At 62.9% G+C, this 26463-nt stretch carries 24 protein-coding genes; 15 read left to right on the top strand and 9 right to left on the bottom strand.

What is annotated here, in order from left to right:
- The first annotated feature begins 6 nt into the window (after positions 1 to 6).
- From AC5O5R_RS18260 to AC5O5R_RS18250, 3 genes are all read left to right on the top strand, one after another.
- Positions 7 to 612: an arylesterase gene (locus tag AC5O5R_RS18260; protein WP_172231727.1), complete on the top strand. Its 606-nt coding sequence runs from the start codon at positions 7 to 9 to the stop codon at positions 610 to 612.
- 58 nt (positions 613 to 670) lie between these two features.
- Entirely contained in the window at positions 671 to 961 is a 291-nt protein-coding gene (locus AC5O5R_RS18255) for a hypothetical protein (RefSeq protein ID WP_172231730.1), read from the top strand.
- Between the two features lie 113 nt (positions 962 to 1074).
- Positions 1075 to 2052 carry a L,D-transpeptidase family protein gene (locus AC5O5R_RS18250; protein ID WP_172231733.1) on the top strand — a complete coding sequence of 326 codons (978 nt, stop codon included), beginning with the start codon at positions 1075 to 1077 and terminating at the stop codon, positions 2050 to 2052.
- Positions 2053 to 2185: 133 nt separating this feature from the next.
- Here AC5O5R_RS18250 and oprI read toward each other — a convergent pair whose 3' ends face one another.
- A complete protein-coding gene (oprI, locus tag AC5O5R_RS18245; protein WP_003259780.1) occupies positions 2186 to 2437 on the bottom strand; it encodes an outer membrane lipoprotei OprI in 252 nt (83 codons plus the stop codon).
- Between the two features lie 506 nt (positions 2438 to 2943).
- Here oprI and AC5O5R_RS18240 point away from each other — a divergent pair.
- Entirely contained in the window at positions 2944 to 3225 is a 282-nt protein-coding gene (locus AC5O5R_RS18240; RefSeq protein WP_016500542.1) for a GNAT family N-acetyltransferase, read from the top strand.
- Positions 3226 to 3283: 58 nt separating this feature from the next.
- On the opposite strand, the gene AC5O5R_RS18235 is transcribed toward AC5O5R_RS18240, so the two are convergent.
- Complete coding sequence (locus AC5O5R_RS18235) at positions 3284 to 4360, bottom strand: 3-deoxy-7-phosphoheptulonate synthase (protein ID WP_172285672.1); 1077 nt, start codon at positions 4358 to 4360, stop codon at positions 3284 to 3286.
- 232 nt (positions 4361 to 4592) lie between these two features.
- On the opposite strand from AC5O5R_RS18235, the gene AC5O5R_RS18230 reads away from it, so the two are divergent.
- From AC5O5R_RS18230 to cysB, 3 genes are all read left to right on the top strand, one after another.
- Positions 4593 to 5540 carry a putative 2-dehydropantoate 2-reductase gene (locus tag AC5O5R_RS18230; protein ID WP_172233424.1) on the top strand — a complete coding sequence of 316 codons (948 nt, stop codon included), beginning with the start codon at positions 4593 to 4595 and terminating at the stop codon, positions 5538 to 5540.
- A gap of 127 nt (positions 5541 to 5667) precedes the next feature.
- Entirely contained in the window at positions 5668 to 6165 is a 498-nt protein-coding gene (locus tag AC5O5R_RS18225) for a universal stress protein (protein WP_172233833.1), read from the top strand.
- 128 nt (positions 6166 to 6293) lie between these two features.
- Positions 6294 to 7268, top strand: coding sequence for an HTH-type transcriptional regulator CysB (gene cysB, locus AC5O5R_RS18220; RefSeq protein ID WP_016485905.1), 975 nt, complete (start codon positions 6294 to 6296; stop codon positions 7266 to 7268).
- Positions 7269 to 7307: 39 nt separating this feature from the next.
- Here cysB and AC5O5R_RS18215 read toward each other — a convergent pair whose 3' ends face one another.
- The 5 genes from AC5O5R_RS18215 to rloA all read right to left on the bottom strand — a co-directional run bounded on the left by AC5O5R_RS18215 (position 7308) and on the right by rloA (position 12745).
- Complete coding sequence (locus AC5O5R_RS18215; protein ID WP_172233260.1) at positions 7308 to 8042, bottom strand: phosphoadenylyl-sulfate reductase; 735 nt, start codon at positions 8040 to 8042, stop codon at positions 7308 to 7310.
- 79 nt (positions 8043 to 8121) lie between these two features.
- A complete protein-coding gene (gene pabB / locus AC5O5R_RS18210; RefSeq protein WP_172228879.1) occupies positions 8122 to 9465 on the bottom strand; it encodes an aminodeoxychorismate synthase component I in 1344 nt (447 codons plus the stop codon).
- A gap of 222 nt (positions 9466 to 9687) precedes the next feature.
- Positions 9688 to 10668 carry an alpha-L-glutamate ligase-like protein gene (locus AC5O5R_RS18205; RefSeq protein WP_172228877.1) on the bottom strand — a complete coding sequence of 327 codons (981 nt, stop codon included), beginning with the start codon at positions 10666 to 10668 and terminating at the stop codon, positions 9688 to 9690.
- On the bottom strand, positions 10668 to 12203 hold the full coding sequence (gene rloB, locus AC5O5R_RS18200; protein ID WP_172228875.1) for an osmotic stress tolerance membrane protein RloB: 1536 nt from the start codon (positions 12201 to 12203) through the stop codon (positions 10668 to 10670). The genes AC5O5R_RS18205 and rloB overlap by 1 nt, the downstream gene beginning before the upstream one ends.
- Before the next feature lie 5 nt (positions 12204 to 12208).
- Positions 12209 to 12745 (bottom strand): retropepsin-like aspartic peptidase RloA, encoded by a 537-nt coding sequence (gene rloA / locus AC5O5R_RS18195; RefSeq protein ID WP_019470703.1) that lies wholly within the window; start codon positions 12743 to 12745, stop codon positions 12209 to 12211.
- 294 nt (positions 12746 to 13039) lie between these two features.
- Here rloA and AC5O5R_RS18190 point away from each other — a divergent pair, with 294 nt between their 5' ends.
- The 6 genes from AC5O5R_RS18190 to prpD all read left to right on the top strand — a co-directional run bounded on the left by AC5O5R_RS18190 (position 13040) and on the right by prpD (position 21723).
- Positions 13040 to 13756: a GntR family transcriptional regulator gene (locus tag AC5O5R_RS18190; protein ID WP_172228873.1), complete on the top strand. Its 717-nt coding sequence runs from the start codon at positions 13040 to 13042 to the stop codon at positions 13754 to 13756.
- Positions 13753 to 14643, top strand: coding sequence for a methylisocitrate lyase (gene prpB / locus AC5O5R_RS18185; RefSeq protein WP_172228871.1), 891 nt, complete (start codon positions 13753 to 13755; stop codon positions 14641 to 14643). The genes AC5O5R_RS18190 and prpB overlap by 4 nt, the downstream gene beginning before the upstream one ends.
- A 117-nt stretch (positions 14644 to 14760) precedes the next feature.
- Positions 14761 to 15888, top strand: coding sequence for a bifunctional 2-methylcitrate synthase/citrate synthase (gene prpC, locus AC5O5R_RS18180; protein ID WP_172228869.1), 1128 nt, complete (start codon positions 14761 to 14763; stop codon positions 15886 to 15888).
- 273 nt (positions 15889 to 16161) lie between these two features.
- Positions 16162 to 18750 (top strand): Fe/S-dependent 2-methylisocitrate dehydratase AcnD, encoded by a 2589-nt coding sequence (gene acnD, locus AC5O5R_RS18175; RefSeq protein WP_172285669.1) that lies wholly within the window; start codon positions 16162 to 16164, stop codon positions 18748 to 18750.
- 130 nt (positions 18751 to 18880) lie between these two features.
- Positions 18881 to 20071, top strand: a complete 1191-nt coding sequence (prpF, locus tag AC5O5R_RS18170; RefSeq protein ID WP_494514635.1) for a 2-methylaconitate cis-trans isomerase PrpF — start codon at positions 18881 to 18883, stop codon at positions 20069 to 20071.
- Between the two features lie 167 nt (positions 20072 to 20238).
- Positions 20239 to 21723 carry a 2-methylcitrate dehydratase gene (gene prpD / locus AC5O5R_RS18165; protein WP_172228404.1) on the top strand — a complete coding sequence of 495 codons (1485 nt, stop codon included), beginning with the start codon at positions 20239 to 20241 and terminating at the stop codon, positions 21721 to 21723.
- Positions 21724 to 21856: 133 nt separating this feature from the next.
- On the opposite strand, the gene acnB is transcribed toward prpD, so the two are convergent.
- Positions 21857 to 24466, bottom strand: coding sequence for a bifunctional aconitate hydratase 2/2-methylisocitrate dehydratase (gene acnB, locus AC5O5R_RS18160; RefSeq protein WP_172228406.1), 2610 nt, complete (start codon positions 24464 to 24466; stop codon positions 21857 to 21859).
- 406 nt (positions 24467 to 24872) lie between these two features.
- Here acnB and AC5O5R_RS18155 point away from each other — a divergent pair, with 406 nt between their 5' ends.
- Entirely contained in the window at positions 24873 to 25340 is a 468-nt protein-coding gene (locus AC5O5R_RS18155; RefSeq protein ID WP_172228402.1) for a DUF1289 domain-containing protein, read from the top strand.
- A 73-nt stretch (positions 25341 to 25413) separates the two neighbouring features.
- The gene (locus AC5O5R_RS18150; RefSeq protein ID WP_172228400.1) at positions 25414 to 26028 is read left to right on the top strand and encodes a hypothetical protein; all 615 of its coding nucleotides are present in this window, start codon (positions 25414 to 25416) and stop codon (positions 26026 to 26028) included.
- 12 nt (positions 26029 to 26040) lie between these two features.
- Here the strand turns inward: AC5O5R_RS18150 and queD are convergent, their stop codons facing one another.
- Positions 26041 to 26397 (bottom strand): 6-carboxytetrahydropterin synthase QueD, encoded by a 357-nt coding sequence (gene queD, locus AC5O5R_RS18145; protein ID WP_016392794.1) that lies wholly within the window; start codon positions 26395 to 26397, stop codon positions 26041 to 26043.
- Positions 26398 to 26463 lie beyond the last annotated feature (66 nt).

The raw sequence follows: 26463 nt of genomic DNA, 5'->3' as shown, positions 1-26463 counted from the left end.
AATCCGATGCGAGTGTGGTGGTTGAGTGCCGGTCTGGCCTTGTATTGCCTGGCCCAGAGCGCGGTGGCGGGAACACTGCTGGTTGTGGGCGATAGTATCAGCGCCGGTTTTGGCCTGGATACCCGCCAGGGCTGGGTCTCTCTGTTGCAGACCCGGCTGCGCGATGAAGGTTTCGATGAAAAAGTGGTCAATGCCTCGATCAGCGGCGACACCAGCGCAGGTGGCCAGGCGCGGTTGCCGGCGCTGCTTGCAGCGCATAAACCAAGCCTGGTAGTGCTGGAACTGGGCGGCAACGATGGGCTGCGCGGGCAGCCGCCCGCGCAATTGCAACAAAATCTTGCCTCGATGATTGAAAGCGCGCGCCAGGCCGGCGCCAAGGTAGTGTTGCTGGGCATGCGCCTGCCGCCCAATTACGGGGTGCGCTATACCACGGCGTTTGCCAAGGTGTATGAGCAGCTGGCAGCGGACAAGCAGGTGCCCCTGGTGCCGTTTTTCCTGGAAGGCGTGGGCGGCGTGCCGGAATTGATGCAGGCCGATGGTATCCATCCGGCCCAGGGTGCCCAGCAGCGCTTGCTGGAAAATGCCTGGCCGGCGATAAAACCCTTGCTGTGACGCTTTTAACGAGGGCGGCTTTCGGATAATGTTGCGCCCCCCGTTTCGAGTGCCCCCGATGCCGCGCCCTGCCTGGTCCCTGTTTGCCTACCAACTGATCGAGCCCGACGAGCAGCTCGACCTGTTCGCCTGCCAGGAAATCCGCGTTCACCTGGTGGCCCGTCAGCTTGAGCTGGGTGTGCCTGTCGACCGTACCTTGTGCGGTGGCCTGCTGCCAGCGCAGCCGCGCTGGTCGGGGGTGTCACGCTCGATCTATCGCGATGGCCGCCTGTGTGACCTGTGCCGTGCCATCCTCGATGCTCAACGACGCGGCATGCGCCCGGTCTGGCCAGAGCTGCACGGCAACTGAACGACAGGCACCTTTCATCATCTGAAACGCTTGCAATGCGCCAATGCCTCCCGCTTGCATCGGTGCGGGTGTACAATCGATCCTCTTGACCCACCTTTCGAAGGATTTACCGGATGTTGCCGCGCTTTCCTGCCGTCACCCGTAGCCTGTCCCTGGCCGCTCTGCTGGTAGCGGGCCCCGCTGCTGCGCTGGAGCTGCCACTGCCACCGCCCGGTGAAGACATCGTCGGCCAGGTGCAGGTGATCAAGGCGAAGTACGAAGATACCTTCGCCGACATCGGCACTGCCAACGACCTTGGCTACCTGGAAATGATCGCCGCCAACCCTGGGGTCGACCCCTGGCTGCCAGGCGCGGGCACCGAAATCATCCTGCCGACCCGCTACGTCCTGCCTCCGGGGCCACGTGAAGGCGTGGTCATCAACCTGGCCGAGTACCGCCTGTACTACTACCCGAAAGGGCAGAGCGTGGTGCATACCTTCCCGCTGGGCATTGGGCGCGAGGGTTGGGGTTCGCCGATCGCCAATACCAAGATTACCGCGAAGACCCCGAACCCTACCTGGACGCCGCCTGCGTCGATCCGTGCCGAGCACGCCGCAGAGGGTGACATCCTGCCGACCGTGGTGCCGGCCGGCCCGGACAACCCGCTGGGGCCGTTCAAGTTCACCCTGGGCGTGCCGGGCTACCTGATCCATGGCTCGAACAAGAAGTTCGGCATTGGCATGCGTACCAGCCACGGTTGCTTCCGCATGCTCAACAACAACGTGCTGGAACTGTCGAAGATGGTGCCGGTCGGTACGCCGGTGCGCATCATCAACGAGCCGTACAAGTTCGGCATCAGCGCTGGCAAGGTCTATCTGGAAGCGCACACGCCGCTGGATGACCAGGGCAACCCGTCGGTGGTCGACAAGCACACCGCTGTTATCAACGCCTTGCTCAAGCGCGAAGACCTGGCCAATAACCTGCGCATGAACTGGGACATGGTGCGTGACGTGGTGGCTGCAGAAGACGGCATGCCAGTCGAGATTGCCGTGCCGGTGGAAAACCAGGGTGGCGCGCCGATGGTTTCGAGCATCCCGGCAGAACTGCAGTAAGGTTTTTTGCGACACATCCGGGCCTGCCTTAGTGCAGGCCTTTTCGTATCTGGCCGGTGCATCCGGGTGTTGCGCAGGCAATAAAAAAGCCGACCCACAAGTGGGTCGGCTTCATAACAATCCGTGAGGATTATTACTTGCGGCTGGCTTTGTCCAGCATACGCAGAGCGCGCTCGTTGGCTTCGTCAGCGGTCTGCTGAGCCTTCTGAGCGGCAGCCAGTGCGTCGTCAGCCTTACGGTAGGCTTCGTCTGCACGAGCTTGAGCGCGAGCTGCTGCGTCTTCAGTCGCAGTCAGACGAGCTTCGGTTTCTTTGGATACGCTGCTGCAACCGGTAGCCAGAACTGCGGCCAGAGCCAGAGCAGAGAATTTCAGAACGTTGTTCATCGTGTTCCCCTTCAAGGACTTTCTATTAAATAGCCATCTCTCGGAAAAGAGAAACTGGCCGGCGTACATAGTACCCATTACTTGTAGTAAGTAAACTGACTCAGCGCAAGAACTGCAAAAAAAATGTTGCTTGACGTCGCGCCGACAAGATTTGCTACTCCGCTGTGAAAAAATCGTGCAGGGTTCGCAAGCGCTTGTAGTACAGAAACTTTTTTGTTGAACTAAGGGTGACTTTAACTGTCCTTCAGCGTCTTAAGCCCTACAACATCCGGCGGCTGTTGCGCGCGCAGGGAAGATCAGTGCTGATGGCGTTTTCGCCATTTTTAAGCGCTGCCACCTTGAGCAATCACGCTTGCGGCGCCTACTATCTTGTCAGTGCCGCAGATCCGAACCATTGCAATCGTTGAGTGGTCGAAGGGGCAACAGGTGGCGTAGAGGATTCTGTGCCGGATAAATCACCATCGGTTAAGGTATGGGTCTGCCGAGAAGACCTGCGAGGAGTAGTGATGAGCGAAGCGCTGACCATCCACCATGACCAGGCCGGTCATCAGTTCGAGACCACCGTGGACGGTCATCGTGCCTATCTGACGTATATGGATCTGGGCAAGCAGACGCTGGATATCTATCGCACCTTCGTGCCCAATGCCTTGCGCGGCCGCGGAATCGCTGCCGCATTGACCGAGCGGGCGCTGGAATACGCCGAGCAGATGGGTTACACGGTGATCCCGTCATGCTCCTATGTAGAGCGCTACATGGAGCGCCAGCAGCGGCATTCGAGCAAGGCTTGAATCGGTAATTCCGGATTTGAAATAAAAAGCGGGGCCGCGTTGCGGCCCCGCTTTTTATTCAGCCGCGTTTACGCTGCGGCAGCACATCCTTGAGCTTGGCATGCATGCTGCGCAGGGTCTTTTCGGTCGCGGACCAGTCGATGCACGAGTCGGTGATGGAAACACCGTACTGCAGTTCGTTCAAGTCTTTCGGAATCGACTGGCAGCCCCAGTTCAGGTGGCTCTCGACCATCAGGCCGATGATCGACTGGTTGCCTTCGAGGATCTGGTTGGCAACGTTCTCCATCACCAGTGGTTGCAACGCCGGATCCTTGTTGGAGTTGGCGTGGCTGCAATCGACCATGATGTTGGCCTTGATTTTGGCCTTGGCCAGGTCCTGTTCGCACAGGGCGACGCTGACCGAGTCGTAGTTCGGCTTGCCGTTACCGCCGCGCAATACCACGTGGCCGTACGGGTTGCCTTTGGTGGTGACGATCGACACGCCGCCTTCCTGGTTGATACCCAGGAAGCGGTGCGGTTTGGAAACCGACTGCAGGGCGTTGATGGCAACGGTCAGGCCGCCGTCGGTGCCGTTCTTGAAGCCGACCGCCGAGGACAGGCCCGAGGCCATCTCGCGGTGGGTTTGCGATTCGGTGGTGCGGGCGCCGATCGCCGACCAACTGATCAGGTCTTGCAGGTATTGCGGGGAAATCGGGTCGAGCGCCTCGGTGGCGGTCGGCAGGCCCATCTCGGCCAGGTCCAGCAGCAGCTGGCGACCAATGTGCAGGCCATCCTGGATCTTGAAGGAGTCATCCAGGTACGGGTCGTTGATCAGGCCTTTCCAGCCAACGGTGGTGCGCGGCTTTTCAAAATACACACGCATGACCAGGTACAGCGTATCGGACACTTCTGCGGCCAGCACCTTCAGGCGCTCGGCGTATTCGTGGGCAGCCTTGATGTCGTGGATGGAGCAGGGGCCGACCACGACGAACAGGCGATGGTCCTTGCCGTCGAGGATATTGCGCACCACTTCACGGCCGGCAGTCACGGTCTGCAGGGCCTTGGCGCTGAGGGGGATTTCCTTCTTGAGCTGATCGGGGGTGATCAGGGTCTCGTTGGAGGCAACGTTCAAGTCATCGATCGGTAAATCAGCCATCGTGTTACTCGTCAGGTCACGGGTGCCGGCCGCCAACTATCCCCGTGCGGCCCAGCAGCAAGAATAATCGCAGCGGGGAGCAGAACCTTAGCGCGTTACAGGTGGCGCGACAATGGGCTTTGCCCCGTCAGCGTGGGGTTTTTCCCTGATGGCGCGGGTTTGCCACGCATGGGCTGCCCAGCACTGCGCAACCTGTGTAAAAAGGGGGCTGACTTTATACCTGGAGATCGGCATGCATCTGCACGCACCGCGCATCGGCATCATCGGCAGTGGCGCAATCGGCGGCTTTTATGGGTTGATGCTGGCTCGGGCCGGCTTCGATGTGCATTTTCTGTTGCGCAGCGATTACCAGGCCGTTCGTGAGCACGGGCTGGCCGTGGACAGTGCGGTGCACGGTGCGCTGCAGATGAAGGTGCAGGCCTATGCCGATGCCACCGACATGCCGCCCTGCGACTGGTTGCTGATCGGTGCAAAGGCCACCAGCAACGACCAGCTGGCACCGTTGATCGTGCAAGCGGCTGCGCCTGGCGCCAAGGTGCTGCTGTTGCAGAATGGCCTGGGCGTGGAAGAGCAGCTGCGCCCGGCCCTGCGCAGCGACATGCACCTGCTCGGTGGCCTGTGCTTTATCTGTGTCAACCGGCAGGCGCCCGGCGTAATCCGCCACCAGGCCTTGGGTGCAATCAACCTGGGCTATCACAGTGGGCCGGCCGCTGATGGCGGTGCTGCGCTGGTCAGCGCAGGCGCGGGATTGTTCCAGGCGGCGGGCATCGACTCGCAGGCAATGCCGAACCTGGCCCTGGCACGCTGGCAGAAACTGGTGTGGAACGTGCCCTACAACGGGCTGTCGGTGCTGCTCGGTGCCAGCACCACGCCGCTTATGGCCGACAGGCATAGCCGCGCTTTGATCCAGGCGTTGATGGCCGAGGTGGTACTTGGCGCGGCGGCGTGTGGCCATGCATTGCCCGAGGGCTATGCCGAGCACCTGTTCCAGGTGACCGAGCGTATGCCCGACTACTGGCCAAGCATGTACCACGACCATGTCTGCAAGCGCCCGCTGGAACTGCAGGCCATCTATGCCGAGCCGCTGGCCCGGGCGCGGGCGGCAGGTTGCAGCTTGCCGCGCATTGAGATGCTGTACCAGGCGCTGGCCTTCATCGATAACGCTGCACAGCCCCGCTGAGGGCGGCGTCGGGCTCGCCGGGGTGGCGCTGCAGCCCGCGTCCGCAGTGCGCCGGACGGGCAGGCGTGGGGCTGGCGCGCTGCTAAGCTGAAGCTTGCTCTGCCGCAGCGGCAGTCGAGGAGGTCGAATGATTCGCTCCATGCTGTACGCCACCGACCTCGGTGTCTACGCCCCTTTTGTCATGCAGCACGCGCTGGCGCTGGCGCGTACTTTCAATGCCGAGTTGTATGTGATCCATGCGGTGGAACCGATGGGCCAGTTCGCCGAATCCCTCCTGCAAAGTTACCTCGATGAACAGACCCTCGACCAGTTGCACAGCCAGGGGGTAAACACGGTGATGGCCAATATCGAGCAGCGCGTGCTGGAAAACTTTCGTGAAGAGCTGGGTGAGGAGGCTGACCTGGCGGTGATCAAGGCGGTGCGGGTACGCCAGGGCGACCCGGCACAGGTGATCCTCGACCAGGCGCAGCGGTTGAGTGTGGACCTGCTGATTTTCGGTAGCCACAGCGCCGGCGCCGGGGTGGATGTGCCGCTGGGGCGTACGGCGGTGAGGCTGCTCCAGTTGTCGACGGTGCCGGTGTACATGGTGCCGTTGGCGCAGCATTTAGGACGTAGGAAAACATGAAGATGGCCGTAGGCCATTTGTGGCGGTATGTAACAAAATAGTTCTAGATTTATTTCCAGAACCACTAATATAGTTATATATCGTCGCTGCCTGCTGCCGCGGACTCATCGCTGAACCGAGGGGAATCTATGAAGCTTCAACAACTGCGCTACATCTGGGAAGTGGCGCACCATGACCTCAACGTCTCCGCGACGGCGCAAAGCCTGTACACCTCCCAGCCAGGGATCAGCAAGCAGATCCGCCTGCTCGAAGACGAGCTGGGTGTCGAAGTTTTTGCCCGCAGCGGCAAGCACCTGACCCGCGTCACGCCGGCCGGTGAGCGCATCATCAATACCGCTGGCGAAATCCTGCGCAAGGTCGAGAGCATCAAGCAGATCGCCCAGGAATTTTCCAACGAGAAGAAGGGCACGCTGTCCATCGCCACCACCCACACCCAGGCGCGCTATGCCTTGCCGCCGGTGATCAGCAGCTTCATCAAGCAGTACCCGGAAGTGTCCTTGCACATGCACCAGGGCTCGCCGATGCAGATTGCCGAGATGGCCGCAGACGGCACCGTCGACTTCGCCATCGCCACCGAGGCGCTGGAGCTGTTCGGCGACCTGATCATGATGCCCTGCTACAAGTGGAACCGTTGCGTGGTGGTGCCGCAAGGTCACCCGCTGGCCAAGCTACCGAAGCTGACCCTGGAAGCGGTCGCCGAATACCCGATCGTGACCTACGTCTTCGGTTTCACCGGTCGCTCGAAGCTGGACGAAGCCTTCAACCACCGCGGCCTGACGCCGAAAGTGGTGTTTACGGCGGCGGATGCCGACGTGATCAAGACCTACGTACGCCTCGGGCTGGGCGTGGGTATCGTTGCCGGCATGGCCGTCGACGCCAAGCTCGACAATGATCTGGTGGCCCTGGATGCCAGCGAGCTGTTCGAGGCCAGCATCACCAAGATCGGCTTCCGCCGTGGTACCTTCCTGCGTGGTTTCATGTGCGACTTCATCGAGAAGTTCGCCCCGCACCTGACCCGTGAAGTAATGGCCAAGGCTATCCAGTGCCACAACAAGCAGGAACTGGAAGAGTTGTTCGCAGGTGTCGAACTGCCGGTGCACTGATTCAGAATCGCAGGGGGGCGCGAAGCGCCCCCGACAATTTCAGGCCTTGCTGATCAGGTTGCCCGCGTGCAACCCGCATTCCTTCTGCGTAGATTCTTCCCACCACCAGCGCCCCTCGCGCTCATGCTGGTTCGGCAGTACCGGCCGGGTGCATGGCTCGCAGCCAATGCTGATAAAGCCGCGCTCATGCAGGCTGTTGTAGGGCAGCTCCAGCATCCGGATATAACCCCACACCTCTGCACTGGTCATCTGCGCCAGTGGGTTGAACTTGTACAAGGTCCGTTCAGGCGTGGAGAACGCACTGTCGATTTCCAGTGCTGCCACCTGGCTGCGGGTGCCCGGGCTCTGGTCGCGGCGCTGGCCGGTGGCCCAGGCACTCACGGTGGACAGCTTGCGGCGCAGCGGCTCGATCTTGCGGATGCCGCAGCACTCGCCATGGCCATCCTTGTAGAAGCTGAACAGGCCTTTTTCCTTGACGAACGGATCAAGCTTGGCGCGGTCGGGGCTGAGGATTTCGATGGGCAGGTTGTACTGCTCGCGCACCTGATCGATGAACCGGTAGGTCTCCGGGTGCAGGCGGCCGGTGTCAAGGCTGAACACCTTGACCTGCTTGTTCAGCTTCCAGGCCATGTCGACCAGCACCACATCCTCGGCGCCGCTGAAGGAAATCCACAAGTCATCGCCAAAGTGCTCGAAGGCGAGCTTGAGGATGTCCTGCGGGGACTTGTTGGCATAGGTCGCGGCCAGGGCGGCGACGTCGAAGGGTAGGCTCATCAGGCGGTTTCCATCTTGGCTGTGGCGCTGTGCGCTCGTAGTGGGGTGATGGTAACAAAAAAACGCGGGCCAGACGGACTCACAGGCCCTGCAGCGTCTGCATCAGCACCCGTACCTTGGCGATCGATTCTTCATACTCGGCCTGCCACTCGGAGTCGGCCACTACTGCACCGCCACCCCAACAGCTGACCTGCCCGTCCTTGACCAGCAGGCTGCGAATGGCAATCGAGCTGTCCATTTCGCCACGCACGTCCACATACAGCAGCGAGCCGCAGTACAGCGCTCGGCGCGCAGGCTCCAGCTGGTCGATGATCTGCATGGCGCGGATCTTCGGCGCACCGGTGATCGAGCCGCCGGGGAAGCTATCGCCGATCAGGTCCAGGGCGTCCTTGTCGCGGGCCAGCCGGCCGGTGATGCTGCTGACCAGGTGGTGCACATTGGGGTAGCTTTCCAGGCTGAACAGCTCTGGTACCTTCACCGAGCCGATCTCGCAGGTACGCCCAAGGTCGTTGCGCAGCAGGTCGACGATCATCAGGTTTTCCGAGCGGTCCTTGGGGCTGCGTAGCAGCTCCTGGGCATTGCGGGTGTCTTCCCCCGGGTCGCTGGCGCGCGGGCGGGTGCCCTTGATCGGCCGGGTTTCCACCTGGCCCTGGCTGACGCGGATGAAACGCTCGGGAGAAAAGCTCAGCAAGGCGCTGCCGTCGGCCAGTTGCTGGTAGCCCGAGAGCGGCGTAGGGCAGGCGTGGCGCAGTGCCTTGTAGGCCTGCCACGGGTCGCCCTGGCAGCGGGCGCGAAAGCGCTGGGTAAGGTTGATCTGATAGCAGTCGCCAGCCTCGATGTAGCGTTGTACCTGGTCGAATGCAGCCTTGTACTGCTCGGGCTGCAGGTCGCCCGCCATCGGGGCGAGCAGCCGGAAGGCGCCGCTCTGCGTCTGGTCGCTGGCTTGGAACAGATTGATCAGGCGGTCGCGTTCTTCACTTGCCAGGCTTGGATGGAACACCAGTTGGCTGGTGCCGTACAGGTGGTCGCTGACCAGTGCCCAGGCATACAGCCCCAACTGTGCGTCCGGCAGGCCGAGGTCGTCCACGGCCAGGCTTGGCAACTGCTCCAGGCGGCGGCCGAAGTCGTAGCTCAGGTAGCCGATCAGGCCGCCGGCGAACGGTAGTTCGCAGCCTTCGGGCAGTTGCGCGTGGCCCAGTTGCGCCAGGCCGGCGCGCAGGCGCTGGAGAAAAACGCGGCCACTTTCATCGGGTTGCGCTTGCAGTTGTTGCAGCGGCCAGGCGCTGAGCAGGTCGAAGCGGCCGCGCTCGGCGCCGGGGCGGGCGCTGTCGAGCAGGATCGCGCCGGGGGCCTGGCGCAGGCGAGCGAAATAGGCGGCAGGGTCGGGCTGGTAGGGCAGGGGGTAGAGCGTACAGGTCGGCATCAGTGTGGACGGCGATGTAAAAGCGAGGAGGGCGATTGTAGACCTGTGCAGGAAAAGCGCCTAGCACTGGGCGCGACATTCAACATTGTGTTTGCCCCGAGGGGCCGCTGTGCGGCCCATCGCCGGCAAGCCAGCTCCACTGGTGCGGCGGAGCTCTCAGGGGCATGCGGTCCCTGTGGGAGCTGGCTTGCCGGCGATGGGCTGCAAAGCAGCCCCGGCAATTCAGCGGCCAGGCACGTGCCCGAACAAGCCCTGAGCTACCCGTACCCGCTGCTCGGCATCCTCGGTTACCCCATCCTTGGCCAACGCTTCGATGTGCGCCTCGACGGCATGGGTGCGCTGGGTCAGCCCGCAGTCGTTGGCAATCTGGATGTTCAGCCCCGGGCGGGCGTTCAGCTCCAGAATCAATGGGCCTTTTTCCTGATCCAGCACCATGTCGACACCGATGTAGCCCAGGCCGCACAGCTCGTAGCAGCCGGCGGCCAGCTTCATGAAGCCGTCCCAGTTCGGCAGCTGCACGCCATCTACTGCGTTGGTGGTGTCCGGGTGCTTGCTGATGATGTTGTTCAGCCAGGTACCGCGCAGGGTCACGCCGGTGGCCAGGTCGACACCCACGCCGATGGCACCTTGGTGCAGGTTGGCCTTGCCCCCGGACTGGCGGGTCGGCAGGCGCAGCATGGCCATGACCGGGTAGCCCATCAGCACAATGATGCGAATGTCCGGCACGCCTTCGTAGCTGATGCTCTTGAAGATCTGGTCGGGGGTGACGCGGTACTCGATCAGCGCGCGGTCGCGGTGGCCGCCCAGCGAGTACAGGCCGGTGAGGATGCTGGAGATCTGGTGCTCGATTTCCTCGTGGCTGATGATCTTGCCCGACACCGTGCGGTAGCGGTCCTCGAAGCGGTCGGCGATCACCAGGATGCCGTCACCGCCAGCGCCCTGCGCCGGCTTGATGACGAAATCGTTGCGCCCGCCAATGATCTGGTCGAGTTTTTCGATCTCTTTTTCGGTCTCGATGATGCCGTACATTTCCGGCACATGGATGCCGGCCGCCAGGGCTCGCTCCTTGGTGATGATCTTGTCGTCGACGATCGGGTACAGGTGGCGCTTGTTGTACTTCAACACGTAGTCCGCGTTGCGCCGGTTGATACCCATGATGCCCCGGGCCTCCAGGGCTTTCCACGTCTTGATCAGGCCAAACATCAGGCGTCAGCCTTCTTCAGGAATGCCTTGAAGCGCACCAGCTCGGTCAGGCGGTAGCCGCGGTAGCGACCCATCGCCAGCATGAAGCCCACCAGAATCAACAGCACCGCCGGGAAGGTGAATACGAAGTAGACCAGCTCCGGCACCATCATCAGCAGGTGCGCCACGGAGGCGGCGAACAGGGTGCCGATGGCAACTTTCATGGCATGGCCGCCACCACGCTCTTCCCAGGTGATCGACAGGCGTTCGATGGTCATGGTCAGGATCACCATCGGGAACAGTGCCACCGACAACCCGCGCTCAAGGCCCAGCTTGTGGCTGAACAGGCTGATGGCGGCGATCAGTACCACGACGAAGGTCAGCACCACCGACAGGCGCGGCAGCATCTGCAGCTTGAGGTGTTCCAGGTACGATCGCAGTGACAGCCCCAGGGCGGTGATCACCGTGAACAGCACGATACCGAAGCCCAGCTGGGTCTCGCGGAAGGCCAGGGCGATCAGCACCGGGGTGAACGTACCCAAGGTCTGCAGGCCGATCAGGTTGCGCAGTACCAGAATCACCAGCACGCCGATCGGGATCATCACCATGATCATGAAGGTTTGCTGGGTTTGCAGCGGCAGGCTGTACAGCGAGTACTCGAGGAAGTCGGCGTCGGTGTTCTCGTCGGTCAGCTTGGCCAGGCGGATGGCGTTCATCTCGCTGTTGTTCATGCTGAAGGTGACGTTGGCCTTCTTGCCGCCATCGACGGTGATCAGGTTGTCGTCACCGGTCCACCACAGCAGGCGGTCGCTGGGCAGGCCCTGCTCGCCGGTGTCCGGGTTGAAGTACAGCCAGTCGTTGCCGTTGAAGCTGCGCAGCCACAGTTCCGGGGTTTGCGGAGTATCGGCGACCAGGCGAATGGTGTGCACTTTCTCCATCGGCACATGGGCGATGGACAGCAGCAGGTCGATGACCTGGGCCTTCTTCATGGCCGAGGTGTCGCCGGCCAGCAGCAGCTTGACGTTGTCGTCGTTGAGGTTGTTGACCCGCTTGATGGTCTCGCTGACGAAGGTCTCGACGTCGGCGGAGTGCTGACGGATCGGCGCCATCAGGGCCTCGGCGGCGATCTTCTCAGGACCCTCGACGGCCAGGCTGTCGCGGAATGTGGCGCCTTTGACCGTGGTCTTCTCGTTGCTGTAGCGCTTGGTCAGCACCAGGCGGTAGTAGAGGGTCTGGTTGCCGTTGGCGCGGCGCGCCGACCAGGTCACCTTGCGGTTGCCGTCGGCACGATTGACGCTGACCCCGTAGTTGTTGGAGATGAAGCTCTCGTTGAGGCTGACGTAGTCGCGGTTCAGCGGCGGCACGAACATCTGCACCTTGACCGGGTCCTTGGTGCTGGCCACGAACTCGACCTTGGCGTCGATGTTCCACAGGTCGTCGGTCTCGTCCTCGGTCACCGGGATGCCGAGGAAGAAGATCTGATAAGCCGTGACCGCCACGCCCAGCAACACCAGTACGGTGATCAGGACTTTCAGATGGAGGGTAAGAGAGCGCATCGGGGTTACTCTGCTTTGGGAGCGTCGGTGGCACAGGCAGGTTTGCCGGCCGCGTATTTAAGGCTTGGGTCGACCAGCGCGTCGAAGTGCTTGAGCGCCTCGGAGCCGATCAGCAGCGGAAACTGGAACGCGCTGCGGTCGGTGAGGTTGACTTCGATGGTGCGCATGGCCTGGCCCATGCAGATTTCCAGTTCGATGACCGGGCGCGCCGTGTAGGCCTTGCCGGATTCTGCGTCATAGTCGCCGGCGCGGCGCTTGATCTTGCTCACGCGGGCCAGCGGGCGCTCGATCGGGTGCGAATGGGCGGCATCGATGGCCAGGTAGAAGCGCACCCAGCTTTCGCCGTTGCGCTTGAAACGCTTGATGTCGCGGGCACTGAGCGAGGCGGTCTTGGCGCCAGTGTCGAGCTTGGCCGCCACTTCCAGGTCCAGGTCGCCCAGGCGGGCGTATTCGTTGAGACCGTACACGGTCTTGCCCGCAGCCTGGCCAAGGGCCGGCAGCAGGGTGAGGCATAGCAGCATTAAAACGGGTGTAAGTCTCATATTCCGGGCGCGGTGCTGTGCAAGGTTCAGGGCAAGGCGACTGGCAACTACTGCGCAAGCTTCCTCGTTCATCTGTCAACAATCATGGCTGGATGACAGACAGGCTATCCATACTCCGTCGGAGGCGCGGCATTCTATCACGCCGACGTCTTGACGCCAGCGGTGCGCGATCTGACAGCGCAACCGTGGCGTTAGTTCGCCCTTAGACGATTGTCGACAATATTCATTTTTTCTTTGACTGCGGCCGCCGTTTTCGCTAATTTCTGGCAAAGAGATTTTCAAGGTGTCGACAATATGCAGGGCCTTTCTACCCCCACCCCGGTGCTGACAGACGAAACGGAAACGTTGTCCGAAAACGTCTTCCGACGCATTCAGGCGGCTATCGTCAAGGGTGAGATCGCCCCCGGCAGCAAGATTTCCGAGCCGGAGCTGGCGCGCACCTATGGCATCAGCCGTGGCCCGTTGCGCGAAGCCATCCACCGCCTCGAAGGCCAGCGCCTGCTGGTGCGCGTGCCGCATGTCGGTGCGCGGGTAGTGTCGCTCGACCACGCCGAGCTGATCGAGCTGTACGAGATCCGCGAGTCGCTGGAGGGCATGGCCTGCCGCCTCGCTGCCGAGCGCATGAGCCAGGCCGACATCGACGAATTGCGCCGGGTGCTCGACACCCACGAACGCGATGCCGCCTTCCAGGCCGGCCTGGGCTACTACCAGCAGGAAGGCGACTACGATTTTCATTACCGGATCATCCAGGGTAGCGGCAACCAGACCCTGGTCAAGATGCTCTGCGGCGAGCTTTACCAACTGGTGCGCATGTACCGCATCCAGTTCTCCGCTACGCCCAACCGGCCGCGCCAGGCCTTTGCCGAGCACCACCGCATTCTCGATGCCATTGCCGACCGTGATGGCGAACTGGCCGAACTCCTGATGCGCCGCCACATCGGCGCGTCCAAGCGCAATATCGAGCGTCACTACATGGACGCCCACAACAACAGCCCACGAGGTGAGAAATGACTCTGAAGAGCACCCCCGGTCAGCGTTTCCGCGATGCCGTTGCCGCTGAACATCCGCTGCAGGTGGTTGGCGCCATCAATGCCAACCATGCCCTGCTGGCCAAGCGCGCGGGCTTCAAGGCCATCTACTTGTCCGGCGGCGGTGTGGCCGCAGGCTCGCTGGGCCTGCCAGACCTGGGCATCAGTGGCCTGGACGACGTGCTGACCGACGTGCGTCGCATCACCGACGTGTGCGACCTGCCGCTGTTGGTGGACGTCGACACCGGCTTTGGCGCGTCGGCCTTCAACGTTGCCCGTACGGTGCGCTCGATGTGCAAGTTCGGCGCTGCCGCGATCCATATCGAGGACCAGGTTGGTGCCAAGCGTTGCGGGCACCGCCCGAACAAGGAGATCGTCACCCAGCAGGAGATGGTCGACCGTATCAAGGCCGCCGTCGATGCCCGCACCGACGACAGTTTCGTGATCATGGCGCGCACCGACGCCCTGGCCGTCGAAGGCCTGAACGCCGCCTTGGACCGCGCCGCCGCCTGCATCGAAGCGGGCGCCGACATGATCTTCCCGGAAGCCATCACCGAGCTGCAGATGTACAAGACTTTTGCCGACAGGATGAAGGCACCGATCCTGGCCAACATCACCGAGTTCGGCGCCACGCCGCTGTACACCACCGAAGAGCTGGCCTCGGTCGACGTGTCACTGGTGCTGTACCCGTTGTCGGCGTTCCGCGCCATGAACAAGGCCGCCGACAACGTGTACACCGCGCTGCGCCGCGACGGCACGCAGAAGAACGTGATCGACACCATGCAGACCCGCATGGAGCTCTACGATGCCATTGGCTACCACGCCTTCGAGCAGAGCCTCGATGCGCTGTTTGCCCAGAAGAAAGGCTGACAGTTCCGTTTGTCGCTGCTGCGACCGGCCCTTTCGCGGGTGAATCCACGAAGGGGCCCGCCCAGGTTTCAATTATTAGCCAGATTTCCATAACAAATTCAAGAAAGGAGAAACACCATGGCCGAAGCAAAAGTACTCAGTGGCGCAGGCCTGCGCGGTCAGGTGGCTGGCCAGACCGCGCTGTCGACCGTGGGCCAGGCCGGTGCCGGGCTGACCTACCGGGGTTACGACGTGCGTGACCTGGCAGCCGCTGCCGAATTCGAGGAAGTGGCCTACCTGCTGCTGTATGGCGAGCTGCCGACCCAGGCCGAGCTTGCCGACTACAAACACAAGCTCAAGGGCCTGCGCGACCTGCCCCAGGCACTGAAAGAAGTGCTGGAGCGTATTCCGCGTGACGCCCACCCGATGGACGTGATGCGCACCGGCTGCTCGGTGCTCGGCACCCTGGAGCCAGAGCTCACCTTCGAGGCCCAGCGCGACAAGACCGACCGCCTGCTGGCGCTGTTCCCGGCAGTGATGTGCTACTGGTACCGCTTCACCCATCATGGTGTGCGCATCGACTGCAGCAGCGACGAAGACACCCTCGGTGGCCACTTCCTGCACCTGTTGCACGGCAAGAAGCCGAGCGAGCTGCACGTGAAAGTGATGAACGTGTCGCTGATCCTCTATGCCGAGCACGAATTCAACGCCTCCACCTTCACTGCCCGTGTTTGCGCCTCGACCCTGTCCGATCTGTATTCTTGCGTCACCGCCGCCATCGGCTCGCTGCGCGGCCCGCTGCACGGTGGTGCCAACGAGGCTGCGATGGAGCTGATCGAGCGCTTCCAGAGCCCGCAGGAAGCCACCGCCGAATTGCTGCGCATGCTCGAGCGCAAGGACAAGATCATGGGCTTTGGCCATGCCATCTACAAAGAGTCCGACCCGCGCAACGAGGTGATCAAGGGCTGGTCGAAGCAACTGGCTGATCAGGTGGGCGACAAAGTGCTGTACCCGGTATCCGAAGCCATCGACAAGACCATGTGGGAGCAGAAACGCCTGTTCCCCAATGCCGACTTCTACCATGCCTCGGCGTACCACTTCATGGGCATCCCGACCAAGCTGTTCACCCCGATCTTCGTCTGCTCGCGCCTGACCGGCTGGGCGGCGCACGTCTTCGAGCAGCGCGCCAACAACCGCATCATCCGCCCAAGCGCCGAGTATGTCGGTGTCGATCAGCGCCAGTTCGTGCCGATCGAGCAGCGCTGACCGACCGAACCTGTGGGGTGGCCTGTTCCGGCCTCATCGCCGGCAAGCCAGCTCCCACAGGTGTTGCACCGCCCTCGAGGCTTGTGCTGTGCCTATGGGAACTGGCTTGCCGGCAACGGGCCGGAGCAGCCAACACCCACAGGTGTTGCACCGCCCTTGAGGCTTGCGCTGTACCTGTAGGAGCTGGCTTGCCGGCGATGAGGCCGGAGCAGCCGACACATGACAGCGATTGGAAAGCTATCCACGACCGTACCGTGACCGAGCCTGATAATTATGAACACTGCATTCCGCAAGCACCTGCCAGGCACTGACCTGGACTATTTCGATGCCCGCGCAGCGGTCGAGGCGATCAAGCCCGGCGCGTACGCTGGCCTGCCTTACACCTCCCGCGTGCTCGCCGAAAACCTGGTGCGCCGCTGCGACCCGGCCACCCTCGACGCCTCGCTGGCCCAGCTGATCGAACGCAAGCGCGACCTCGACTTCCCGTGGTTCCCGGCGCGCGTGGTGTGCCACGATATCCTTGGCCAGACGGCATTGGTCGACCTTGCCGGCCTGCGGGACGCCATCGCCGACAAAGGCGGCGACCCGGCCGCCGTCAATCCGGTGGTGCCGGTGCAGCTGATCGTCGACCACTCGCTGGCCGTGGAATGCGGTGGCTTCGACCCACAAGCCTTCGAAAAGAACCGCGCCATCGAAGACCGCCGCAACGAAGACCGTTTCCACTTCATCAACTGGACCAAGAAGGCGTTCAAGAACGTCGACGTGATCCAGCCAGGCAACGGCATCATGCACCAGATCAACCTGGAGAAGATGTCACCGGTGGTCCACAGCGACCGCGGCGTGGCCTACCCCGACACCTGCGTCGGCACCGACAGCCACACCCCGCATGTCGACGCCCTGGGCGTGATCGCCATTGGCGTTGGCGGCCTGGAAGCCGAGAACGTGATGCTCGGCCGTGCCTCGTGGATGCGCCTGCCGGAAATCGTCGGCGTCGAGCTGACTGGCAAGCTGGCGCCGAACATCACGGCCACCGACCTGGTGCTGGCCCTGACCGAATTCCTGCGTAAACAGAAAGTCGTCGGCGCCTACCTGGAGTTCCACGGCGAGGGCGCGCGTGCCCTGACCCTGGGTGACCGCGCGACCATTTCCAACATGGCGCCGGAATACGGCGCCACGGCAGCGATGTTCGCCATCGACCAGCAGACCATCGACTACCTGCGCCTGACCGGCCGCGAAGAGCATCAGGTAAAGCTGGTGGAAACCTACGCCAAGGCTACTGGCCTGTGGGCCGACAGCCTGGCCGAGGCGGTCTACGAACGCACCCTGAGCTTCGACTTGTCGAGCGTGGTACGTAACATGGCCGGGCCGTCCAACCCGCATGCCCGCGTCGCAACCAGCGACCTGGCGGCCAAAGGCATCGCCGGCAGCTGGGAGGACGTGCCGGGGCAGATGCCTGACGGCGCGGTGATCATCGCCGCCATCACCAGTTGCACCAACACCAGCAACCCGCGCAACGTGATCGCTGCCGGCCTGATGGCGCGCAATGCCAACAGGCTGGGCCTGGCCCGCAAGCCGTGGGTCAAGTCGTCGCTGGCGCCGGGCTCCAAGGCCGTGCAGTTGTATCTTGAAGAGGCCGGCCTGGAGAAGGAACTGGAGCAACTCGGCTTCGGCATCGTCGCCTTCGCCTGCACTACCTGCAATGGTATGTCGGGTGCCCTTGACCCGGTGATTCAGCAGGAGATCATTGACCGCGACCTGTACGCCACGGCCGTGCTGTCGGGCAACCGCAACTTCGACGGCCGTATTCACCCGTATGCCAAGCAGGCCTTCCTGGCTTCGCCGCCGCTGGTGGTCGCCTACGCCATTGCCGGTACCATCCGCTTCGACATCGAGAAAGATGTGCTAGGTGTGGTCGATGGCAAGGAAATCCGCCTCAAGGACATCTGGCCCAGCGACGAGGAAATCGACGCCGTGGTGCGTGCCGCAGTGAAGCCTGAGCAGTTCCGCAAGGTGTACATCCCGATGTTCGCCATCGAGGAAGACCGCGGGCCGAAGGTCGCCCCGCTGTATGAATGGCGTCCGATGAGCACCTACATCCGGCGCCCGCCATACTGGGAAGGGGCCCTGGCCGGTGAGCGCACCCTGCGCGGCATGCGCCCGCTGGCGGTGCTGCCCGACAACATCACCACCGACCACCTGTCGCCGTCCAACGCCATCATGCTCGACAGCGCCGCCGGTGAGTACCTGGCGAAGATGGGCCTGCCGGAAGAGGACTTCAACTCCTACGCTACCCACCGTGGCGACCACCTGACCGCCCAGCGCGCCACCTTTGCCAACCCCAAGCTGTTCAACGAAATGGTGCGCAAGGCAGACGGCAGCGTGCAGCAAGGCTCGCTGGCGCGGATCGAGCCGGAAGGCAAGGTCACCCGTATGTGGGAAGCGATTGAAACCTACATGCAGCGCAAGCAGCCGCTGATCATCGTCGCCGGTGCCGACTACGGCCAGGGCTCGTCCCGTGACTGGGCGGCCAAGGGGGTGCGGCTGGCAGGTGTCGAGGCGATCGTGGCCGAAGGGTTCGAGCGTATTCACCGCACCAACCTGGTGGGCATGGGCGTGTTGCCGCTGGAATTCAAGCCGGGCACCGACCGCAAGACCCTGGGCCTGGATGGCAGCGAGACCTATGACGTGCTGGGTGCGCGGACGCCGCGGGCGACCTTGACCCTGGTCATCACCCGCCGCCAGGGTGAACGCCTGGAAGTGCCGGTGACCTGCCGCCTGGACACCGCCGAGGAAGTGTCGATCTACGAAGCGGGCGGGGTGCTGCAGCGCTTTGCCCAGGACTTCCTCGAAGCGACCGCCTAACCATGAGAGCGGGGCCGCTGTGCGGCCCATCGCCGGCAAGCCAGCTCCCACAGGGATCGCGCTGGCTTGCCGGCGCTGGGCTGCAAGGCAGCCCCGGGGGTTCATGATTATCAGACAGGACAGCAACGCAATGGCTCACGTACCGCAAGTAAAAATCCCCGCCACCTATATCCGCGGCGGCACCAGCAAGGGCGTGTTCTTCCGCCTGCAAGACCTGCCCGAGCGAGCGCAAATCCCCGGCCCGGCGCGCGATGCGCTGCTGCTGCGGGTAATCGGCAGCCCCGACCCCTATGGCAAGCAGATCGACGGCATGGGGGGTGCTACTTCAAGCACCAGCAAGAGCGTGATCCTGTCGCCCAGCATCAAGCCCGAACATGATGTCGACTACCTGTTCGGCCAGGTCAGCATCGACAAGGCCTTCGTCGACTGGAGCGGCAACTGCGGCAACTTGTCTGCGGCAGTCGGTTCATTCGCCATCAGCAGCGGCCTGGTCGACCCTGCGCGCGTTCCGCGCAACGGCATCGCCACCGTGCGTATCTGGCAGGCCAATATCGGCAAGACCATCATCGCCCATGTGCCGATCACCGAGGGTGAGGTGCAGGAAACCGGCGATTTCGAGCTGGACGGGGTGACGTTCCCGGCCGCCGAGGTACAGCTGGAGTTCCTCGACCCAGCAGCCGACGAAGACGGCGCAGGCGCTGCGATGTTCCCCACCGGCAACCTGGTCGATGACCTTGAGGTGCCAGGTGTCGGTACGTTCCAGGCGACATTGATCAATGCCGGCATCCCGACCATCTTCATCAACGCTGCGGACCTCGGCTACACCGGCGCCGAGCTGCAGGACGCCATCAACGGCGACCCGCAGGCCCTGTTGCGTTTCGAGACGATCCGCGCCCATGGCGCCGTACGCATGGGGCTGATCGACAACGTCGACCAGGCTGCCGGGCGTCAGCACACGCCAAAAGTCGCATTCGTGGCGCCGCCGAGCGCCTACACTGCGTCCAGTGGCAAGGCGGTGCAGGCGGGGGATATCGACCTGCTGGTTCGGGCCTTGTCGATGGGCAAGCTGCACCATGCAATGATGGGGACGGCTGCGGTGGCCATTGGCACCGCAGCGGCCATTCCGGGCACGCTGGTCAACCTCGCCGCTGGCGGGGGCGAGCGCAGCGCCGTGCGTTTCGGCCACCCCTCGGGCACCCTGCGAGTGGGGGCTGAGGCGCGCCAGGTGAATGGCCAGTGGACAGTGACCAAGGCAATCATGAGCCGCAGTGCTCGCGTGCTGATGGAGGGCTGGGTTCGCGTGCCTGGCGATAGCTTCTAACGCACCACTGGCGCTCGGCTTCAAGCGGGGCCGCTGTGCGGCCCATCGCCGGCAAGCCAGCTCCCACAGGTACTGCACAAGTCTCCAGAGCTGTGCGATCCCCGTAGGAGCTGGCTTGCCGGCGATGGGCTGCACGGCAGCCCCAGCACTTTTGAAGGGAGCTGGATATGAGCGCCAACGCAGACCTCAACGACCGCCCGGACTACGACCGGGTACTGCAAACCCTGGCGGACTACGCCCTCAGCTACCGGGTCGAATCCCCCGAGGCGCTGGACACCGCGCGCAACTGCCTGATGGACACCCTCGGTTGCGGCCTGCTGGCCCTGCGGTTTCCCGAATGCACCAAACTGCTTGGCCCCCTGGTCGAAGGCACCGTGGTGCCCAATGGTGCCCGCGTCCCCGGAACCGCCTACCGTCTCGACCCGGTCAAGGCCGCCTGGGACATCGGCTGCACGGTGCGCTGGCTGGACTACAACGACACCTGGCTGGCCGCCGAATGGGCGCACCCCTCGGATAACCTCGGCGGCATCCTGGCGGTTGCCGACCACCTGTCGCAGAAGCGGGTGGCTGCCGGTGAGGCGCCGTTGCTGATGGGCGATGTGCTCGAAGCCATGGTCATGGCTCACGAGATCCAGGGTGTGCTGGCGCTGGAAAACGCCTTCAACCGCGTCGGCCTCGATCATGTGATTCTGGTCAAGGTGGCTTCCACCGCCGTGTGCGCCAGGCTGATGGGGGCCAGCCGCGAGCAGATGCTCTCGGCCTTGTCCCACGCCTTTGTCGATGGCCAGGCGCTGCGCACCTACCGCCACGCGCCCAACGCCGGTTCGCGCAAGTCCTGGGCCGCTGGCGATGCGTCCAGCCGTGGCGTACGCCTGGCCGACATCGCCCTGCGCGGCGAGATGGGCGTGCCCAGTGTGCTGACGGCGCCACAGTGGGGCTTCTACGACGTGCTGTTCAGCCATACCAACAAGGACCTGGCGCTCAAACCGGCGGGCCAGCAGGAGCTGCGCGTGCCACAGGCACTGGGCAGCTATGTGATGGAGAACGTGCTGTTCAAGGTCAGTTTCCCTGCCGAGTTCCACGCGCAGACTGCCTGCGAGGCGGCGGTAGCCCTGCACCCGTTGGTGCGCAATCGCCTGCATGAAATAGACCGCATCGTCATCACTACCCAGGAGTCGGCCATTCGCATCATTTCCAAGAGCGGGCCGCTGGCCAATGCCGCCGACCGCGACCATTGCCTGCAATACATGGTGGCTGTGCCGCTGATTTTCGGGCATCTGGTGGCCGAGCATTATGAAGACGCCTTCCATGCCAACCACCCGAGCATCGATCGGCTTCGCGAGAAGATGGAGGTAGTGGAGGACCCGCGCTTCAGCCGCGAGTACCTGGAGCCAGCCAAGCGTTCGATCGCCAATGCGCTGCAGGTGTTCTTCAAGGACGGCAGCAGTACCGATCAGGTGGTGGTGGAATACCCGATCGGCCACCGGCGGCGGCGGGAAGAGGGGATACCGTTGCTGGAGGCCAAGTTCAGGGCCAACCTGGCGACGCGCTTTGCGCGGCAGCGGTGCCAGCAGATTTTCGAGCTGTGCAAGGACCAGCAAGGGCTGGAGCAGATGGCGGTGCACAGGTTTGTGGAGTTGTTTGTGATTTGAGGTTGTCTGTGCCGGCCTCTTCGCGGGCTTGCCCGCGAAGAGGCCAGCACAGGAGACACAAAAAAGCCCCGGCATTTCTGCCGGGGCTTTTGCTTGTAGCTTGTAGCTTGTAGCTTACAACTTGCTGCTCAGCTTACGCCTGAACCACCGGGATCTTGGCGTTGGCTGCCGCTTCGCGGAACTCGGCGATCTGGTCGAAGCTCAGGTAGCGGTAAACGTCGGCAGCCATGCTGTCGATGTCTTTCGCATACTGCATGTACTCTTCGACAGTCGGCAGCTTGCCGATGATCGAAGCGACAGCAGCCAGCTCGGCCGATGCCAGGTACACGTTGGTGGCGTCGCCCAGACGGTTCGGGAAGTTACGGGTCGAAGTGGAAACCACGGTCGAACCGGTCTGCACACGTGCCTGGTTACCCATGCACAGCGAGCAGCCTGGCATTTCCATGCGCGCACCGGCCTTGCCGTAGATGCCGTAGTAGCCTTCTTCGGTCAGCTGGTGAGCATCCATCTTGGTTGGCGGAGCCAGCCACAGACGGGTCGGGATGCCGCCCTTGACCTTCTCCAGCAGCTTGCCGGCAGCGCGGAAGTGGCCGATGTTGGTCATGCACGAACCGATGAACACTTCGTCGATCTTCTCGCCCTGTACCGAAGACAGCAGGCGGGCATCGTCCGGGTCGTTCGGCGCGCAGAGCACAGGCTCCTTGACGTCGGCCAGATCGATTTCGATGATTTCGGCGTATTCGGCATCGGCGTCGGCCGACAGCAGCTCAGGGTTGGCCAGCCAGGCTTCCATGGCCTGGGCGCGACGCTCCAGGGTGCGGGCATCGCCGTAGCCTTCGCCGATCATCCAGCGCAGCAGGGTGATGTTGGAGGTCAGGTACTCGGCAATAGCCTTTTCCGGCAGCTTGATGGTGCAACCGGCAGCGGAGCGCTCGGCCGAGGCGTCGGACAGTTCGAACGCTTGCTCGACAGTCAGTTCGTCCAGGCCTTCGATTTCCAGGATGCGTCCGGAGAAGGCGTTTTTCTTGCCCTTCTTCTCGACGGTCAGCAGGCCGTTCTGGATGGCGTAGTAAGGGATGGCATGCACCAGGTCACGCAGGGTGATGCCTGGCTGCAGTTTGCCCTTGAAGCGCACCAGGATCGACTCTGGCATGTCCAGCGGCATGACGCCGGTGGCAGCGGCGAAGGCTACCAGGCCGGAACCGGCCGGGAACGAGATGCCGATCGGGAAGCGAGTGTGCGAGTCGCCACCGGTACCTACGGTGTCAGGCATCAGCATGCGGTTCAGCCAGCTGTGGATGATGCCGTCGCCTGGGCGCAGCGACACGCCGCCACGGGTGCGGATGAAGTCTGGCAGGGTGTGGTGAGTGGTGACGTCGATCGGCTTCGGATAGGCCGCAGTGTGGCAGAACGACTGCATTACCAGGTCGGCGGAGAAGCCCAGGCACGCCAGGTCTTTCAGCTCGTCGCGGGTCATCGGGCCAGTGGTGTCCTGGGAGCCGACGGTGGTCATCTTCGGCTCGCAGTAGGCACCTGGGCGCACGCCTTGGCCTTCTGGCAAGCCGCAAGCACGGCCGACCATTTTTTGCGCCAGGGTGAAGCCCTTGTCGGACGCGGCAGGCTGCTCAGGTTTCTTGAACAGGTCGACTGGGCCCAGGCCAAGCTCGGCGCGGGCCTTGTCGGTCAGGCCGCGGCCTACGATCAGTGGGATACGACCGCCAGCACGGACTTCGTCGAGCAGTACAGGCGTCTTCAGTTCGAAGGTGGTAACCAGCTCGTCGCTTTCGTGACGGCGCACTTCACCTTTGTACGGGTAGACGTCGATGACGTCGCCCATGCTCAGGTTGGTGCAGTCGAATTCGATCGGCAGGGCGCCGGCGTCTTCCATGGTGTTGTAGAAGATCGGAGCGATCTTGGTGCCGAAGCAGAAACCACCGGCGCGCTTGTTCGGCACGTACGGGATGTCGTCGCCGAAGAACCACAGCACCGAGTTGGTGGCGGATTTACGCGACGAACCGGTACCAACCACGTCGCCGACGTAGGCAACCGGGAAGCCTTTGGCGCGGACTGCTTCGATCTGCTTCAGCGGGCCGACCGAACCAGGTTGCTCAGGTTCGATGCCGTCACGGGCCATTTTCAGCATGGCCAGGGCGTGCAGCGGGATGTCAGGGCGCGACCAGGCATCCGGGGCAGGGGACAGGTCGTCGGTGTTGGTTTCGCCAGGCACCTTGAACACGGTCAGGGTGTACTTGTCGGCGATGGCCGGGCGGGTGGTGAACCACTCGCCGGCAGCCCAGGAGTCGAGCACGGCCTTGGCGTGGGCGTTGCCCGCCTTGGCTTTTTCGGCCACGTCGTGGAAGGCATCGAACATCAGCAGGGTGTGCTTGAGCTGCTCGGCCGCGACGGCGCCCAGTTCGGCGTCATCCAGCAGTGCGACCAGCGTTTCGATGTTGTAGCCGCCTTGCATGGTGCCCAGCAGCTCGGTGGCGTGCTTGCGGTCGATCAGTGGCGACTGGGTTTCGCCCTTGGCGACGGCGGAGAGGAATGCGGCCTTGACGTAGGCAGCTTCGTCGACCCCTGGCGGTACGCGGTTGGTGATCAGGTCTACGAGGAAGGCTTCTTCGCCGGCCGGCGGGTTTTTCAGCAGCTCGACCAGGCCTGCAGTTTGTTCGGCGTTCAGCGGCTGGGGCACGATACCCAGGGCGGCACGCTCTTCGATGTGTTTGCGGTAGGCTTCAAGCACAGTTATTTCCCTCATCAGTGGTCCCTAAAGGGGGTCCGGGACGCTTATCCAGCATTCGATGCACCCATGCGCTGCCACGGCTTTGTGGGCCGCCCAGCCAGGGTCGCAAAGAATCCTTACAGAAGCTGCTTTCAAAGTTTTACGCCTGCAGAACGGGGAGCTGATGAGGGCTGGCGCGGGCATGCGAGGGGTGCATGGCCCGGGCCAACGCCGTTCTACCGGATTAACTGTGCTCGTGACGCTTTGAAAACAGCTTCCAACGGACATTGTTGCCTTCGAAAAGGCCGGATGATTCTACGGTAAAAAACGCCCGAAGGTAAGGCGGCAAAGATGACTTTAAGCAGTGACCCTGGTTAGACAAAGGGCTAACATGGGGGCGTGTCCCACCGCCAAGCTGTTGTTTTTCATGTCCAACAAGTCCATCAAGACCCCTTGTGTCGGCCTGTGCTCCACGGTTTACGGAGACACGGTGTGCCGTGGCTGCAAGCGTTTTCACCACGAAGTGATCAACTGGAACGGCTATGACGACGCGCAGAAGCGCGCGGTGTGGCTGCGCCTTGAGCAACTGCTGGTGCAGGTGATGATGGCCAAACTGGAAGTGTTCGACAAAGGCCTGCTGCGCCAGCAACTCGAGCAGCGTTCCATCCGCTTTGTCGAGCAGCAGTCGGAATATTGCTGGGCTTACCAGCTGATTGCCCGCGGTGCGCGGATGATCCGAGAGCTGGAGGCGTATGGCATGGTGTTGCTGCCGGAATTCCGTGACTGGGAGCTGCCGCAGTTGCGTGACGCCATCGACCGGGAATTCTTCCTGCTGTCCGAAGCGCATTACCAGCGGTACATCGCTCCGGCTTTCCTCAAAAGCGCGTTCGAGTAGGCCCTTTCCCTCTGTTTACCCGTTAGCCGGCTGGCTAGCTTGGCGCCCTCGTGAACGAATGAGGAGCGCTTCCGTGGGCAACTACAACTTCAAGCCCGACCTGTGCTTCAACGCGCGGTGCTGGTGGCAGCTGGGAGGTGTTCGGGTTGAAGGGGAGTGGGGCGCTGCTGTCGACCACCTGGCGCCGCTGTGGGTGCGCTTCGAGAGTGGCGATGGCGAGGATGGCTGGTTAAGGGCGGAGCCGGAGGGCGCGCTCGAGCCTTCCTCCAGCCTGCGGGTGAAGAGGCCTGGCATTCTCTGCGACGTCCTGTGGTTTGGCGTTTACCAGATATACGGGCAATTCACGTACGAAATCAGACCCGCCTATTTCGGCAAGACGGTTTACCTCTGGCCGCGACTTGAATATGCGATGACCAAGGATTTCGGCTATCTGGGCATGTCGGGCAGCCCGCAGCCAGCCGGTACTCACAACGCCCCGCAGTGGGGGGTGGAGGGCCTCGACCCGCGGCAGCTGGAGGTGGGTGAACGGCTGAGCAATCTGCAGCTGATCGATCCGTCGGGCCGGACTGTCAGGCGTTACCGACAGTTCGGCCGCCCCTATCTGGCTACGCACCAAGGCGTGCGGGGGGCGCTAAGCCTGGAAGTGATGACCGTGCCTGTCCCGCCGCACCCCAGGCCTTTGGGCTAGCCGGCAGCGACGTCAGTCGCCGGTGTATTCGCAACCGCTGGTGCAGGTCTCGTGGATGCGCACCTTGGACAGCTCTGGCATCAGCGGCTTGACCTGTTCCCAGATCCACTTGGCGATCACTTCGCTGGTGGGGTTTTCCAGGCCCGGGATGTCGTTCAGGTAGTTGTGGTCCAGTTGCTCGTAGATCGGCTTGAAGATTGCCTTGACCTCGGCGAAGTCGCGGATCCAGCCGGTGTGCGGGTCCAGCGGGCCGGTCAGGTGCAGGCCGACCTTGAACGAGTGGCCGTGCAGGCGGCCGCACTTGTGCCCGGCAGGGACGTGGGGCAGGCGGTGTGCGGATTCGAAAGTAAATTCCTTGAAGATTTCCACGCGGGTTTGCTCTGTATGAATCAATAGTGTGTGCAGTCTAACAGTTCGCCTTGGCATCTTCAGCGC

It is taken from the genome of Pseudomonas sp. 8_5_2 (genome assembly GCF_059295255.1).
This window is presented reverse-complemented; position numbering and strand designations above follow the sequence as displayed.

What these genes read in the sequence shown, in the direction of transcription:
- AC5O5R_RS18260 (WP_172231727.1), top strand. Translation starts at nt 7, where the DNA reads ATGCGAGTGTGGTGGTTGAGTGCCGGTCTGGCCTTGTATTGCCTGGCC.
- AC5O5R_RS18255 (WP_172231730.1), top strand. Translation starts at nt 671, where the DNA reads ATGCCGCGCCCTGCCTGGTCCCTGTTTGCCTACCAACTGATCGAGCCC.
- AC5O5R_RS18250 (WP_172231733.1), top strand. Translation starts at nt 1,075, where the DNA reads ATGTTGCCGCGCTTTCCTGCCGTCACCCGTAGCCTGTCCCTGGCCGCT.
- oprI (WP_003259780.1), bottom strand. Translation starts at nt 2,437, where the DNA reads ATGAACAACGTTCTGAAATTCTCTGCTCTGGCTCTGGCCGCAGTTCTG.
- AC5O5R_RS18240 (WP_016500542.1), top strand. Translation starts at nt 2,944, where the DNA reads ATGAGCGAAGCGCTGACCATCCACCATGACCAGGCCGGTCATCAGTTC.
- AC5O5R_RS18235 (WP_172285672.1), bottom strand. Translation starts at nt 4,360, where the DNA reads ATGGCTGATTTACCGATCGATGACTTGAACGTTGCCTCCAACGAGACC.
- AC5O5R_RS18230 (WP_172233424.1), top strand. Translation starts at nt 4,593, where the DNA reads ATGCATCTGCACGCACCGCGCATCGGCATCATCGGCAGTGGCGCAATC.
- AC5O5R_RS18225 (WP_172233833.1), top strand. Translation starts at nt 5,668, where the DNA reads ATGATTCGCTCCATGCTGTACGCCACCGACCTCGGTGTCTACGCCCCT.
- cysB (WP_016485905.1), top strand. Translation starts at nt 6,294, where the DNA reads ATGAAGCTTCAACAACTGCGCTACATCTGGGAAGTGGCGCACCATGAC.
- AC5O5R_RS18215 (WP_172233260.1), bottom strand. Translation starts at nt 8,042, where the DNA reads ATGAGCCTACCCTTCGACGTCGCCGCCCTGGCCGCGACCTATGCCAAC.
- pabB (WP_172228879.1), bottom strand. Translation starts at nt 9,465, where the DNA reads ATGCCGACCTGTACGCTCTACCCCCTGCCCTACCAGCCCGACCCTGCC.
- AC5O5R_RS18205 (WP_172228877.1), bottom strand. Translation starts at nt 10,668, where the DNA reads ATGTTTGGCCTGATCAAGACGTGGAAAGCCCTGGAGGCCCGGGGCATC.
- rloB (WP_172228875.1), bottom strand. Translation starts at nt 12,203, where the DNA reads ATGCGCTCTCTTACCCTCCATCTGAAAGTCCTGATCACCGTACTGGTG.
- rloA (WP_019470703.1), bottom strand. Translation starts at nt 12,745, where the DNA reads ATGAGACTTACACCCGTTTTAATGCTGCTATGCCTCACCCTGCTGCCG.
- AC5O5R_RS18190 (WP_172228873.1), top strand. Translation starts at nt 13,040, where the DNA reads ATGCAGGGCCTTTCTACCCCCACCCCGGTGCTGACAGACGAAACGGAA.
- prpB (WP_172228871.1), top strand. Translation starts at nt 13,753, where the DNA reads ATGACTCTGAAGAGCACCCCCGGTCAGCGTTTCCGCGATGCCGTTGCC.
- prpC (WP_172228869.1), top strand. Translation starts at nt 14,761, where the DNA reads ATGGCCGAAGCAAAAGTACTCAGTGGCGCAGGCCTGCGCGGTCAGGTG.
- acnD (WP_172285669.1), top strand. Translation starts at nt 16,162, where the DNA reads ATGAACACTGCATTCCGCAAGCACCTGCCAGGCACTGACCTGGACTAT.
- prpF (WP_494514635.1), top strand. Translation starts at nt 18,881, where the DNA reads ATGGCTCACGTACCGCAAGTAAAAATCCCCGCCACCTATATCCGCGGC.
- prpD (WP_172228404.1), top strand. Translation starts at nt 20,239, where the DNA reads ATGAGCGCCAACGCAGACCTCAACGACCGCCCGGACTACGACCGGGTA.
- AC5O5R_RS18155 (WP_172228402.1), top strand. Translation starts at nt 24,873, where the DNA reads ATGTCCAACAAGTCCATCAAGACCCCTTGTGTCGGCCTGTGCTCCACG.